This window comes from Nonomuraea sp. NPDC005650, assembly GCF_040605375.1.
Classification (GTDB): domain Bacteria; phylum Actinomycetota; class Actinomycetes; order Streptosporangiales; family Streptosporangiaceae; genus Nonomuraea.
This window is the reverse complement of record NZ_JBEXCR010000048.1, coordinates 12,063-24,473: the sequence shown is the minus strand read 5'-3', so window position 1 is coordinate 24,473 and position 12,411 is coordinate 12,063. Positions and strand designations below refer to the sequence as shown.

Genomic DNA, 12,411 nt, shown 5'->3' with positions numbered 1-12,411 from the left:
ACGTTATGTAGTTTCTGTCATCTCTTGGAACGATTGAAACGTGAATCTCGTGGACAACATGAGCATCACGTGTTCTGGAAGGACAGCCGTGGCTAACAAGGTTCGCGGTGGGCGCACGCTCACCCTCGCCGCCGTGGGGGCGCTGGCCGCCTCGCTCCTCACCGTCGGAGGCGTCGCCACCGCATCGTCGGCCGCCGGCGAGGTGCACGCCTGCGTGCACAAGAAGACGCGGTACGCCCGCATCGTCAACCCCGACACCAAGTGCCGGAAGACGGAGGTGCGGATCCTGATCGGCGGCGCCTCCCAGACGACGGTCCAGCAGGGCGAGCAGGGCGCGGCGGGCGCGAAGGGCGAGACCGGCCCGGCCGGCCCGCAGGGGCCGAAGGGTGAGACGGGCCTGAAGGGCCCGCAGGGCCTCAAAGGCGACACCGGTCCCCAGGGCCCCAAGGGCGAGACCGGCCCGCAGGGGCCGAAGGGCGCGGACGGCAAGGACGGCCTGCCCGGCAAGAACGGCGAGGACGGCCTGCCTGGCAAGAACGGCGAGGACGGCCTGCCTGGCAAGAACGGGCAGGACGGCAAGGGTGGCCTGCCTGGCAAGGACGGCCTGCCCGGTAGGAACGGCCAGGACGGCAAGGACGGCAAGGACGGGCTCCCCGGCAAGCAGGGCGAGAGGGGCGAGCAGGGCCCGCGGGGCCCTCAGGGCCCGCAGGGGCCGAAGGGTGAGTCCGGCGACGGCGCGAGCTACACCTCCTACACCAAGACCGCGTCCCTGAACTCGACCGGCTCCGCGACGGCCAGCTGCGGGCAGGGCGGCATGGCGACCGGCGGCGGCTTCTCGTTCAACACCCTCAAGAACGCCATCGTCATGAGCAGCGCCCCCAGCGGCGGCAGCGGGTGGACGGTGAGCGTGGCCAAGGACGACAACGGCGGCGGTAACAACACCTACACCGCCGGCGGCAACCAGGGCACCAGCGTCAGCGGCACCGTCTACGTCGTCTGCCTGAAGCAGGCGTAACACGCGAAAGAGGGCCGGTACGGGCGTCCCGTACCGGCCCTCTTCGGAACCGTCAGCCGAACAGCGCCGGCAGGGCCGCCGAGTGCGTCTCCCGCAGCTCCTCGACCGGCACGTCGAACACGCCCTCGACCACCAGCGAAGCGCCCCCGGTCACGCCGAGCCCGTAGCAGGGCACCTCGTGGCGCCCGCACAGCGACGCGAACTCCTCGTAGGCCTCCGGCCGCACCGCGACCAGCGCCCGCGCGGCCGACTCGCTGAACAGGTCGGTGAAGGCGTCCCCGCTCAGCGCCACCGAGGCCCCGATGCCGCGCGCCAGGCACGACTCCGCCAGCGCGACGGCCAGCCCGCCGTCCGACAGGTCGTGCGAGCCCTCCAGCAGCCCCCTCTTGGCGGCCTCGACCAGCACGGTCGCCAGCGCCTGCTCGGCGTGCAGGTCGGCCCTGGGCGGCAGCCCGCCCAGGTGGCGGTGGGCGACGTGCGCCCACTCCGAGCCGCCGAACTCCTCGTGCGTGTCGCCGAGCAGCACGACCTTCAGCCCCTCGGCGGTGAACCCGGACGGCACCCGCTTGGCGACGTCCTCGATGACGCCGAGCACGCCCACGACCGGCGTGGGGTGGATGGCCGTCGAGCCCGTCTGGTTGTAGAAGGAGACGTTCCCGCCGGTCACCGGCACGCCCAGGGTGCGGCACGCGTCGGCCAGGCCGCGCACGGCCTCGGCGAACTGCCACATGACCTCGGGGTCCTCGGGCGAGCCGAAGTTGAGGCAGTTGGTCACGGCCAGCGGCTTGGCGCCGGTCACGGCCACGTTCCGGTACGCCTCGGCCAGCGCCAGCTGCGCCCCCGCGTACGGGTCGAGCTTGGCGTAACGGCCGTTGCCGTCGGTGGACAGCGCGATGCCCCTGGTCGTCGGCTCCGCGCCGGCGATGACCTCCGAGATCCGCAGCATGCCCGCGTCCGCCGGCTGGGCCAGCACGGTGTTGGAGCGGACGTAACGGTCGTACTGGGAGGTCACCCACTCCTTGGAGGCCAGGTTGGGCGAGCCGAGGAGCTGGAACAGCGTGGCCCGCAGGTCCTCGGGCCGCGCCAGCCGGTCGGGCGTGTCGGCGTTGAGCGCGGCCTGCCCGGACGGCTCGTGGTACGGGCGCTCGTAGACGGGCCCGTCGTCGGCCGCCGTGCCCGGCGGGATGTCCACGATGACCTCGCCGTCCCAGGTCATGACCAGGTGGCCGGTGTCGGTGACCTCGCCGATGACGGTGGCGGGGACGTCCCACCTGTCGCAGATCGCCATGAAAGCCGCGATGTCGTCGGGCCGGACCACGGCCATCATCCGCTCCTGCGACTCGCTCATGAGGATCTCCTCGGGCCTGAGCGAGGGGTCGCGGAGCGGGACGAGGTTGAGGTCGACGTGCATGCCGCCGGTGCCCTTGGCGGCCAGCTCGGTCGTCGCGCACGACACCCCGGCCGCGCCGAGGTCCTGGATGCCGACGACCACGTCGGCCGCGTACAGCTCCAGGCAGCACTCGATGAGCAGCTTCTCCATGAACGGGTCGCCCACCTGCACGGCGGGCCGCTTGGCGTGCGACTCGTCCTCGAAGGTCGCCGACGCGAGCACGGAGGCGCCGCCGATGCCGTCGGGGCCGGTGGACGCGCCGAACAGCACGACCTTGTTGCCCGGGCCGGGAGCGGTGGCCAGCTTGATCTGGTCCTTGCGGAGCAGGCCCACACACAGGGCGTTGACCAGCGGGTTGCCGATGTAGCAGGGGTCGAAGACGACCTCGCCGCCGATGTTGGGCAGGCCCAGGCAGTTTCCGTAGTGGCTGATGCCCTCGACCACGCCGGGCAGGACCCGGCGGGTGTCGACGGCGTCCGCGCCGCCGAAGCGCAGCGCGTCCATCACCGCGATCGGGCGCGCGCCCATCGACATGATGTCGCGGACGATCCCGCCGACGCCGGTGGCCGCGCCCTGGTGCGGCTCGACGTAGGACGGGTGGTTGTGCGACTCGATCTTGAACGTGGCCGCCCAGCCGTCGCCGATGTCCACCACGCCCGCGTTCTCGCCCATGCCCACGAGCAGCGCCTCAGACTTGGGAGCCTTCGTGGCGAACTGCTTGAGATGCACCTTGGACGACTTGTACGAGCAGTGCTCGGACCACATGACGCTGTAGATGGCCAGCTCGGAGCCGGTGGGACGGCGACCCAGGATCTCCTTGACCCGGTCGTACTCGTCCTGCTTCATCCCCAGCTCGGCGAAGGGCATCGGCTCGTCAGGCGTCTCTCCCGCCCGCTTCACACTGTCCGTCATACGTTCACCAGCTTCTTGAGGATGGAGGTGAAGAACCCGAGGCCGTCGGTGCTGGGCGCGCCGACCAGGTCCTCGACCGCGTGCTCGGGGTGCGGCATGAGGCCGACCACGTTGCCCGCCTCGTTCCGGATGCCCGCGATGTCGTTGAGCGCGCCGTTGGGGTTGCCGTCGACGTAGCGCACGACCACGTGGCCGCCCGACTCCAGCGCGGCCAGGGTGTCCTCGGAGGCCACATAGCGGCCCTCGCCGTGCTTGACGGGCAGCACGATCTCCTGGCCGGGCTCGAAGGAACCGGTCCAGGAGGTGTCCGTCTGCTCGATCCGGACCCGCTGGTCACGGCAGACGTAGTGGAGCGAGGCGTTGCGGGTCAGCGCGCCGGGCAGCAGGTGGGCCTCGCAGAGGATCTGGAACCCGTTGCAGGTCCCGATCACGGGCAGCCCCGCCCTGGCGGCCGGGATGAGCTCGTCCATCAGCGGCGCGAACCGGGAGATCGCGCCGCAGCGCAGGTAGTCGCCGTAGGAGAAGCCGCCGGGCAGGAAGACGGCGTCGACTCCCTTCAGGTCGTGGTCGGCGTGCCACAGCGGCACCGCCTCCGCGCCCACGAGGCGTACGGCCCTGGCGGCGTCCTGGTCGTCGAGAGTTCCTGGAAACGTGACTACGCCCACACGGGCAGCGCTCATGACAGTCGTCCCCTCCGAGGAATGCGCGCGCACGCGCCACCGTCTCTTCGGGTGGACGGTGGTCTGCGGCGGTGTCTTCAGATTATCGGGTGCTGCCGGGTGGTCCACATCGGCTCGTGCGTCGGGCGAAGGCCCAGATCAGACGGCCGCCAGCTCGCGGTGACGGGCGTCGGCCGCGTCATCCCAGGCGAGGTGCTTGCGCAGGTGGACGGTGGTGCCACGGCCGGGCGTGATGCCGAAAGAGATCTCGTCGACCACGGAGCGCATGATCAGCAGGCCGCGGCCGTTCTCCGTGTCTGGCGGAGGGAAGTGCGGCGGCATCGTCGGCAGGCCGTCGCCGTTGTCCGCGACGCGCACGTCGCAGCGGCCATAGCCGATCGCCGCGCTCACTTCGTAGCGGTTGGCTGGACCCCCGTGCCGCACCGCGTTGGAGCACGCCTCGGAGACGGCGAGCAGCATGTCGGCGATGCACGTCTCGCTCACGTTGAGTGAACGCATGGCATCCCCAAGCACTCGCCTGACCATCGGTATGCCGATCGCATCCCGAGGCAGTGCCAACGAGAACTCAATATCCACCGGACTCCTCCGGGCGCCAGAATGTCACCTGGAGTAGGTTTCCCTGTGAAAACGGGGCTAACCGCAAAATCACGTTGTTGTTATTTAGTGTTGGCATGCCCGTGGCATTGTGGCGCCGCGGAACCCCTCTTTAACCGTCCAGGGGGGAATCCGGCCACCAAATCTCCCCTACTCCTCAACCCGGACGCTGTAGTCCTCGATCACCGTGTTGGCAAGCAGGGTCTCGGCCATCTTGCGGACCTCCTCCAGCGCCGCCTCGTCGGCCGGGCCGTCGAGCTCGACCTCGAAGCGCTTGCCCTGGCGCACGGCCGAGACGCCGGAGAAGCCGAGCCTGGGCAGCGCCCTGGCGATCGCCTGGCCCTGCGGGTCGAGGATCTCGGGCTTCAACATGACGTCCACGATGACGCGGGCCACTGCGTTCCTCCAGGGTGCGGTGGGTGACTGGGAAGCACAGCCTACCGGCGCGTGTGGCTGTCGACACAACGGGAACGGGGAGGACATGGGGCTTGCGCGCAGGGCTGTGACGTCTGCCACGATGTCCCCAAACGCGTACGAACCACCACCAGATGGTTCCTCGCTTGGAAGGCCGGCCCGAGGTGGCAACCCCATCGAGGACCCGCCCTTACGCACAGGAGTGGCTCATGACCGAGCTTGTCGAGGTCATCGATAGACACAGCACAGGTGTCACGAGGCCGAAGGAGGTCTCGTGACAGTCGACGCCTCTCGTGGTGCCTCTGACGCACCTCCGGAGCTCGTCCAGCTGCTCACCCCCGAGGGCGAGCGGGTAGAGCACCCCGACTATGACATCGACCTGACCGATGAGGAGGTCCGGTCGCTCTACCGCGACCTGGTCCTCGTACGGCGCATCGACCTGGAGGCCGTGGCGCTGCAGCGCCAGGGCGAGCTGGGCATCTGGGCCTCGCTGCTGGGCCAGGAGGCGGCCCAGATCGGCTCGGGCCGCGCATTGACCGACTCCGACATGGCCTTCCCCACCTACCGCGAGCACGGCGTGGCGTGGTGCCGCGACGTCGACCCGGTGAAACTGCTCGGCCTGTTCAGAGGCGTGAACCACGGCGGGTGGGACCCCAAGGAGCACAACTTCCACCTGTACACGATCGTGATCGGCAGCCAGACCCTCCACGCGGTCGGCTACGCGATGGGCATCCAGCGCGACGACGCGAGCGCCGCCACGATCGTCTACTTCGGCGACGGCGCCACCTCGCAGGGCGACGTGAACGAGTCGTTCATCTGGGCCAGCGTCTTCAACGCGCCGATCGTGTTCTTCTGCCAGAACAACCAGTGGGCCATCTCCGAGCCCCTGGAGAAGCAGACCCGCATCCCCCTCTACCGGCGCGCCTCCGGCTTCGGCTTCCCGGGGATCAGGGTGGACGGCAACGACGTGTTCGCCTGCCTGGCCGTGACCAGGAAGGCGCTGGAGGCCGCCCGCACCGGCCAGGGGCCGACGCTCATCGAGGCGTTCACGTACCGGATGGGCGCCCACACCACCACCGACGACCCGACGCGCTACCGCGTGGCCAGCGAGCTGGAGGCGTGGAAGCTCAAGGACCCGATCGAGCGGGTCAGGTCGTACCTGTTCAAGAACGAGCACGCCGACCAGACGTTCTTCGACTCCGTCGACGCCGAGGCCGACCAGCTCGGGGCCGACCTGCGCAGGCGTTGCCTGGCCATGCCCGACCCCCAGCCGCTCGATATCTTCGACCACGTCTATCGCGAGCCCCACGCCCTGATGGACCAGGAGCGCGCCCAGTTCGCCGCTTACTTGGAGGGGTTCGCCAAATGACGGTCATGAGCCTGTCCAAGGCGCTCAACGAGGGCATGCGCAAAGCCATGGAGGACGACCCCAAGGTCCTCATCATGGGCGAGGACGTCGGCAAGCTGGGCGGCGTCTTCCGGGTCACCGACGGCCTGCAGAAGGACTTCGGCGAGGACCGCGTCATCGACACGCCGCTGGCCGAGTCGGGCATCATCGGCACCGCGATCGGGCTGGCGCTGCGCGGCTACCGGCCGGTCTGCGAGATCCAGTTCGACGGGTTCGTCTTCCCGGCCGCCGACCAGATCATCACGCAGCTCGCCAAGATGCCGATGCGCTCGCTGGGCGCGATCAAGCTCCCCGTCGTCGTACGCATCCCGTGCGGCGGTGGCATCGGCGCGGTCGAGCACCACAGCGAGTCGCCCGAGGCGTACTTCACCCATACGGCCGGGCTGCGCGTCGTGTCCTGCTCCAACCCGGCCGACGCCTACACCATGATCCAGCAGGCCATCCGCAGCGACGACCCGGTGATCTTCTTCGAGCCCAAGCGGCGCTACTGGGAGAAGGCCGACATCGACACCGGCTCCACCGACTGGTGGCCGCCGCTGCACGCGGCCCGGGTCGTGCGGCCCGGGACGGACGTCACGCTGCTGGCGTACGGCCCCATGGTCAAGACGTGCCTGGAGGCCGCCACGGCCGCCGAGGAGGACGGCCGCTCGCTCGAAGTGATCGACCTGCGCTCGCTCAACCCGCTGGACGAGCCGGCCGTGATGGAGGCCGCGCGCCGTACCGGACGGGTGGTGGTCGTCCACGAGGCCCCGGTCAACAGCGGCTTCGGGGCCGAGCTGGCCGCCAGGATCACGGAGCAGTGCTTCTACCACCTGGAGTCGCCCGTGCTCAGGGTCGGCGGCTTCTCCACCCCCTACCCGCCGTCGAAGCTGGAGGAGCACTACCTGCCCGACCTGGACCGGGTGCTCGACGCCGTCGACCGGTCATTCGGGTTCTGAGGGGGCGGGGTTCTCATGCGACGAGAGTTCAAGCTCCCGGACGTCGGCGAAGGGCTGACGGAGGCCGAGGTCGTCCGCTGGCACGTCAAGGCGGGCGACACGGTCAAGGTCAACCAGATCGTCGTGGAGATCGAGACGGCCAAGTCGATCGTCGAGCTCCCGATCCCCTGGGACGGGGTGGTCGCCGGCCTGCTGGCCGAAGAGGGCCAGACGGTCGACGTCGGCGTCCCCATCATCACCGTGGAGACCTCCGAGGGCGGCGCTCCCGTCTCGGAGGAGACCAAGGCCCTGGCCGAGGACCTGGTGCCCACGCCTCCGGCGGATGGGGCCGTCGAGCCCGGCGCCCACGGCAGCCCGGCCCCCAAGGAGGAGCGTCAGGCGGTCCTGGTCGGCTACGGCGTCAAGACCGGCGCCACCAAGCGCCGCCCCCGCAAGCCCCAGGGTTCCGGCACTCCGGCGATCCCGGCGGCCGACCCCGCCCGCGTGGAGGCGAACGGCGCCCCCGCCGTCGCCCCCGTCCCGCCGCCCGCCGGCGGCCGGGTCAGCGTCCTGGCCAAGCCGCCCGTACGGAAGCTGGCCAGGGGCCTCGGCGTCGACCTGTCCACCCTCACCGGCACCGGCCCCCAGGGCTCGATCACCCGCGATGACGTCCACGCCGCGGCGGAGGCCGGGGCGGCCCCGGCCGTCGAGGCGGCGCCGGTCGTCGAGGTCGTGTCCGAGCGGCCGGAGGAGCGCATCCCCGTCAAGGGCGTGCGCAAGATGACCGCCCAGGCCATGGTCGCCAGCGCCTTCACCGCCCCCCACGTCACCGAGTTCCTCCAGCTCGACGTGACGAACACCATGGAGACGGTGCAGCGCCTGCGTGGCTTCAGGGACTTCGCGGACGTCAAGGTGTCGCCGCTGCTGCTGGTGGCCAAGGCGGTCCTCACCGCCGTCAAACGCCACCCGATGATCAACTCGTCGTGGGACGAGGCGGCGCAGGAGATCGTGGTCAAGCGCTACGTGAACCTGGGGATAGCCGCCGCCACGCCCCGCGGCCTGGTGGTGCCCAACGTCAAGGACGCCCACGCCCTGTCGCTCCCCGAGCTGGCCGGGCGGCTGGCCGAGCTCACGGAGACGGCCAGGGCGGGCCGCACCCAGCCGGCCGAGATGGCCGGCGGCACCTTCACCATCACCAACGTCGGCGTCTTCGGCGTCGACGCCGGCACCCCGATCCTCAACCCCGGCGAGGCCGCCATCCTCGCCGTCGGCCAGATCAGGGACATGCCGTGGGTGGTGGACGGCGAGCTGGCGGTGCGCAAGGTGACCACCCTGGCCCTGTCGTTCGACCACCGCATCGTCGACGGCGAGCTGGGCTCGATGTTCCTGCGCGACGTGGGCGACATGCTGGAGGACCCGCTGCACCTGCTGGCCTGGAGCTAGCCGCGAAAGCCTACGGCGACCGCCGGGAGGACCCCTCCCCCGGCGATCGCCGTAGGCCGGGGACACCCGCACCCATCCCGTACAGAGTCACGCCGTCGCGATCTGATACACCTGATCGCATGATTCGCCACATCGTGCTGTTCACCTGGACCGAGGCCGCGACCGACGAGCAGAAGGAGACGGTGACCACCGAGCTGGGCAAGCTGCCCGGCGTCATCCCGCAGCTCCGCTCGTACACCGTGGGCCCCGACGCGGGCATCAACCAGGGCAACCACGACTACGCGGTGGTGGCCGACTTCGACGACGTCGACGACTACCTGCTCTACCGCGACCACCCGCAGCACCAGGAGGTGATCGTGCAGCACATCAGGCCGATCATGGCCTCGCGGGCCGCGGTGCAGCTCAGCCTCTAGATCTCCGGCGGGTTGTTCTCGCGGCGCATCAGCCTGTCCTCGGACGTGCGCCCCCTTCTGGGGGCCAGCACGACGCTCAGCACCACGCCCACGCCACCGACGATCATGAAGATGAGCCCGACCACGTCCATGTGGACGGCCTTGCCGAACACGTCGGGCTCGATCGCGAATCTCAGGATGGCGCCGAGCGTGAGGAAGAAGATGCTGACCCCGACACCCATGACGACCTCCAGGCAAACGGCGAGTACAGCCACCGTCATACCCGGGTACAGAAGATCACACCCGTGACATCTCAGGCGAGACAGGACAGCGGCTCGCCGCCGTTGTAAGTGATCATGTCGAGCACGGCGGTGACGAGGTCGATCGGCGCGCCCGGCGGCTGCCCGTCGAGCTCGGCGTAGGCGCGGTGCAGGTTACCCACGATGCGCTCGGAGTCCAGCAGCCCGCCCCACTCGCCCAGGTCGGCCTCCCTGGCCGCCTCCAGCGGCGACAGCCCCGCCGCCCGGCCCCGCGCCGCGGTCTCCTGGACGAACCGCAGGTAACCCTCGACCCGGTCGTACACCTCCGGCCCGCACACCCCGCCGTGCCCCGGCACGACGGTCTCCGCCCCCAGCGCCCTGAGCTGGTCGACGGCCTCCAGCGCCCCGGCCACCGAGCCCATCAGCACGAACGGCGTCCCGCCGTTGAAGACGAGGTCGCCCGAGAACAGCAGCCGCCGCTCGGGAATCCACACGTACGAGTCGTTCGTCGTGTGCGCGGCGTGGCCCACGTGCCGCACCTCGCACCGCAGGTCGTCGGAGTGCAGGGTGATGCGGTCGGTGAAGGTGAGGAACGGCGGCGCCACCTCCATCTCGCCCCACTCCACGTCGGGCGACCACGCGGCGCGGTAGGCGGGCACGCCGTCGGCCAGGATCTGCTCCCGTACGCCCTCGTGCCCGACGATGGTGGCCTCGGGGAAGAGCCAGTTGCCGAACGTGTGGTCGCCGTGGTGGTGGGTGTTGACCAGCGTGGTGATCGGCCGGTCGGTCACCTTGCCGATGGCCTCGCGGAACGCCCGCGTACGGCGCTCGGTCGAGCAGGCGTCGACGCAGATCACGCCGCGCCGGCCGGCCAGGAAGCCGGTGTTGTTGATCCACCAGCTCCCGTCGGGCTGGATGTAGGCGAAGACGCCCTCGGACACCTCTTCGACCCGAGGCGGCGGGAGGGGGTGATCGTGCGCACTCGAACTCATGCCGCGACCGTACTCCCTCGGAGCACCCCCGACTGCGCTCTATCACCGGCGCCCGCGGCAACGAGCGAGGGCGCCCGCCGACCGGCGGGCGCCCCCAGGGGATGGAGGGTTTCTAGAAGGCTTCTTCCGGAAGCTCCATGAGCTCCTGCCCCGTGGACTCCAGCACCCGCCGCTCGGCCGCCAGCCGCGGCAGGACGGTCTTGGCGAAGAACGAGGCCCCGGCAACCTTGCCCAGGTAGAACGGGTCGTCGCCCGCGGTCAGCTTGGCCAGGGCCACCTCGGCCTGCCGCAGCAGCAGCCAGCCGATCACCAGGTCGCCCAGCGCGAGCAGGAGCCGGGTGGTGTTCAGCCCGACCTTGTAGGCCTCGGCCGGCGACTCCAGCGAGCCCAGCGCCCAGCCCGCCATCGTGTCGCCCATGGCCTTGACGTCCGCGGCGGCCTCCGCGAGGAGCTTGCGCTCCTCCTTGAGCCGGCCGTTGCCCGCCTCGGATCCGGCGAACGCGCCGATCTCGGTCAGCAGCGACCCGACCGCCGCGCCCTGGTTGCGCAGGATCTTCCGGAAGAACAGGTCCAGGCCCTGGATCGCGGTCGTCCCCTCGTACAGGGAGTCGATCTTGGCGTCCCGGATGTACTGCTCGATCGGGTAGTCCTGCAGGTAGCCCGAGCCGCCGAGGGTCTGCAGCGAGCGGGAGAGCAGCTCGTACGACCGCTCGGAGCCGACGCCTTTGACGATGGGCAGCAGCAGGTCGTTCATGTCGGCGGCGTGCCGGTCGTCGGGGTCGACCAGGAGGGTGTCCTGGAACGTGGCCGTGTAGAGCACCAGGGCCCGCATGCCCTCGGCGTACGACTTCTGCAGCATGAGCTCGCGGCGCACGTCCGGGTGGTGGACGACGGTCACCCGCGGGGCGGCCTTGTCGGCCATCCGGGTCAGGTCCGCGCCCTGGACGCGGGACCTGGCGTACTCCAGCGCGTTCAGGTAGCCGGTGGAGAGCGTGGCGATGGCCTTGGTGCCGACCATCATGCGGGCGTGCTCGATGACCATGAACATCTGCCTGATGCCCTCGTGCACGTCGCCCACCAGCCAGCCGACGGCCGGGTGCCTGTCGCCGAACGTCAGCTCGCAGGTCGTGGAGACCTTCAGCCCCATCTTCTTCTCGACGTTGGTGACGTAGACGCCGTTGCGCTCGCCCAGCTCGCCGGTCTCGAGGTTCACGTGGAACTTCGGCACCAGGAACATCGACAGCCCCTTGGTGCCCGGGCCGTGGCCCTCGGGGCGGGCCAGCACGAGGTGGAAGATGTTCTCGGCCATGTCGTGCTCGGCGCTGGTGATGAAGCGCTTGACGCCCTCGATGTGCCAGCTGCCGTCCTCCTGCCGCACCGCCTTGGCCCGGCCGGCGCCCACGTCGGAGCCGGCGTCCGGCTCGGTGAGCACCATGGTGGCGCCCCACTCGCGCTCGATGGCCAGCTCGGCGAAGCGCTTCTGCTCGGGCGTGCCGACCTTCCACAGCGTGTACGCGAAGTTGGGGCCCGCGGCGTACATGTACAGCGCCGGGTTGGCGCCCAGCACCAGCTCGGCCGTGGCCCAGGCCAGGCTCCTCGGGATGCCGGGGCCGCCCAGGTCGGCGGGCAGGTCGAGGTTGGCCCAGCCGCCGTCGACCAGCGCCTTGTAGGACTTCTTGAAGCCCTCGGGCACCTTCACGGAGTTGGTCGCGGCGTCGAACACGGGCGGGTTCCTGTCGCCCTCCTCGAAGGAGTCGGCCAGGACGCCGGTGGCCAACCTGTTGACCTCGTCAATGAGACCCCGGGCGACCTCCTCGTCCACGTCAGCGAAGGGCCCTGTGCCGAGGATCTCACGTCGCCCGAACACCTCGAAGAGGTTGAATTCCAGGTCTCGCACGTTGCTCTTGTAGTGGCCCATGGGGTCGATCTCCTTGAACCGAGGGGTATTCGTACTGGCGAGTAACCTTACTCTGCAATGCTACCCGCGGGTAACC

General features: G+C 70.1%; 12 protein-coding genes. 5 read left to right on the top strand and 7 right to left on the bottom strand.

All coding sequences use genetic code 11. The features are described 5' to 3' along the window. The first annotated feature begins 88 nt into the window (after positions 1–88). On the top strand, positions 89–1,015 hold the full coding sequence (locus tag ABZS69_RS53520) for a hypothetical protein (RefSeq protein ID WP_355388744.1): 927 nt from the start codon (positions 89–91) through the stop codon (positions 1,013–1,015). 52 nt (positions 1,016–1,067) lie between these two features. Here ABZS69_RS53520 and purL read toward each other — a convergent pair whose 3' ends face one another. From purL to purS, 4 genes are all read right to left on the bottom strand, one after another. After that, positions 1,068–3,317 carry a phosphoribosylformylglycinamidine synthase subunit PurL gene (gene purL / locus ABZS69_RS53515; RefSeq protein ID WP_355388742.1) on the bottom strand — a complete coding sequence of 750 codons (2,250 nt, stop codon included), beginning with the start codon at positions 3,315–3,317 and terminating at the stop codon, positions 1,068–1,070. After that, on the bottom strand, positions 3,314–3,997 hold the full coding sequence (gene purQ, locus ABZS69_RS53510; RefSeq protein WP_355388740.1) for a phosphoribosylformylglycinamidine synthase subunit PurQ: 684 nt from the start codon (positions 3,995–3,997) through the stop codon (positions 3,314–3,316). Before purQ ends, purL begins: the two co-directional genes overlap by 4 nt. 138 nt (positions 3,998–4,135) lie before the next feature. Further along, on the bottom strand, positions 4,136–4,573 hold the full coding sequence (locus tag ABZS69_RS53505) for an ATP-binding protein (RefSeq protein ID WP_355388738.1): 438 nt from the start codon (positions 4,571–4,573) through the stop codon (positions 4,136–4,138). Positions 4,574–4,741: 168 nt separating this feature from the next. Then, on the bottom strand, positions 4,742–4,987 hold the full coding sequence (gene purS, locus ABZS69_RS53500) for a phosphoribosylformylglycinamidine synthase subunit PurS (protein ID WP_355388736.1): 246 nt from the start codon (positions 4,985–4,987) through the stop codon (positions 4,742–4,744). Between the two features lie 292 nt (positions 4,988–5,279). Here purS and pdhA point away from each other — a divergent pair, with 292 nt between their 5' ends. From pdhA to ABZS69_RS53480, 4 genes are all read left to right on the top strand, one after another. Beyond that, entirely contained in the window at positions 5,280–6,374 is a 1,095-nt protein-coding gene (pdhA, locus tag ABZS69_RS53495) for a pyruvate dehydrogenase (acetyl-transferring) E1 component subunit alpha (protein ID WP_355388734.1), read from the top strand. Continuing rightward, positions 6,371–7,351: an alpha-ketoacid dehydrogenase subunit beta gene (locus ABZS69_RS53490; RefSeq protein WP_355388732.1), complete on the top strand. Its 981-nt coding sequence runs from the start codon at positions 6,371–6,373 to the stop codon at positions 7,349–7,351. The genes pdhA and ABZS69_RS53490 overlap by 4 nt, the downstream gene beginning before the upstream one ends. Before the next feature lie 15 nt (positions 7,352–7,366). After that, positions 7,367–8,773, top strand: coding sequence for a dihydrolipoamide acetyltransferase family protein (locus ABZS69_RS53485; protein ID WP_355388730.1), 1,407 nt, complete (start codon positions 7,367–7,369; stop codon positions 8,771–8,773). A 119-nt stretch (positions 8,774–8,892) separates the two neighbouring features. Then, positions 8,893–9,186: a Dabb family protein gene (locus tag ABZS69_RS53480; RefSeq protein WP_355388728.1), complete on the top strand. Its 294-nt coding sequence runs from the start codon at positions 8,893–8,895 to the stop codon at positions 9,184–9,186. Here the strand turns inward: ABZS69_RS53480 and ABZS69_RS53475 are convergent. The 3 genes from ABZS69_RS53475 to ABZS69_RS53465 form a co-directional block, all read right to left on the bottom strand. Next, on the bottom strand, positions 9,183–9,446 hold the full coding sequence (locus ABZS69_RS53475) for a hypothetical protein (RefSeq protein WP_355388726.1): 264 nt from the start codon (positions 9,444–9,446) through the stop codon (positions 9,183–9,185). The two genes, ABZS69_RS53480 and ABZS69_RS53475, sit on opposite strands and share 4 nt — an antisense overlap. A gap of 32 nt (positions 9,447–9,478) precedes the next feature. Then, positions 9,479–10,417: an MBL fold metallo-hydrolase gene (locus tag ABZS69_RS53470; RefSeq protein ID WP_355388724.1), complete on the bottom strand. Its 939-nt coding sequence runs from the start codon at positions 10,415–10,417 to the stop codon at positions 9,479–9,481. 112 nt (positions 10,418–10,529) lie between these two features. Then, on the bottom strand, positions 10,530–12,335 hold the full coding sequence (locus ABZS69_RS53465; protein ID WP_355388722.1) for an acyl-CoA dehydrogenase: 1,806 nt from the start codon (positions 12,333–12,335) through the stop codon (positions 10,530–10,532). Positions 12,336–12,411: the final 76 nt, after the last annotated feature.

Excerpts from the sequence above, each read along its gene's own strand:
- purQ (WP_355388740.1), bottom strand. The coding sequence starts at position 3,997 with ATGAGCGCTGCCCGTGTGGGCGTAGTCACGTTTCCAGGAACTCTCGAC.
- ABZS69_RS53485 (WP_355388730.1), top strand. The coding sequence starts at position 7,367 with ATGCGACGAGAGTTCAAGCTCCCGGACGTCGGCGAAGGGCTGACGGAG.
- purL (WP_355388742.1), bottom strand. The coding sequence starts at position 3,317 with ATGACGGACAGTGTGAAGCGGGCGGGAGAGACGCCTGACGAGCCGATG.
- ABZS69_RS53480 (WP_355388728.1), top strand. The coding sequence starts at position 8,893 with ATGATTCGCCACATCGTGCTGTTCACCTGGACCGAGGCCGCGACCGAC.
- ABZS69_RS53470 (WP_355388724.1), bottom strand. The coding sequence starts at position 10,417 with ATGAGTTCGAGTGCGCACGATCACCCCCTCCCGCCGCCTCGGGTCGAA.
- ABZS69_RS53475 (WP_355388726.1), bottom strand. The coding sequence starts at position 9,446 with ATGACGGTGGCTGTACTCGCCGTTTGCCTGGAGGTCGTCATGGGTGTC.
- ABZS69_RS53490 (WP_355388732.1), top strand. The coding sequence starts at position 6,371 with ATGACGGTCATGAGCCTGTCCAAGGCGCTCAACGAGGGCATGCGCAAA.
- ABZS69_RS53465 (WP_355388722.1), bottom strand. The coding sequence starts at position 12,335 with ATGGGCCACTACAAGAGCAACGTGCGAGACCTGGAATTCAACCTCTTC.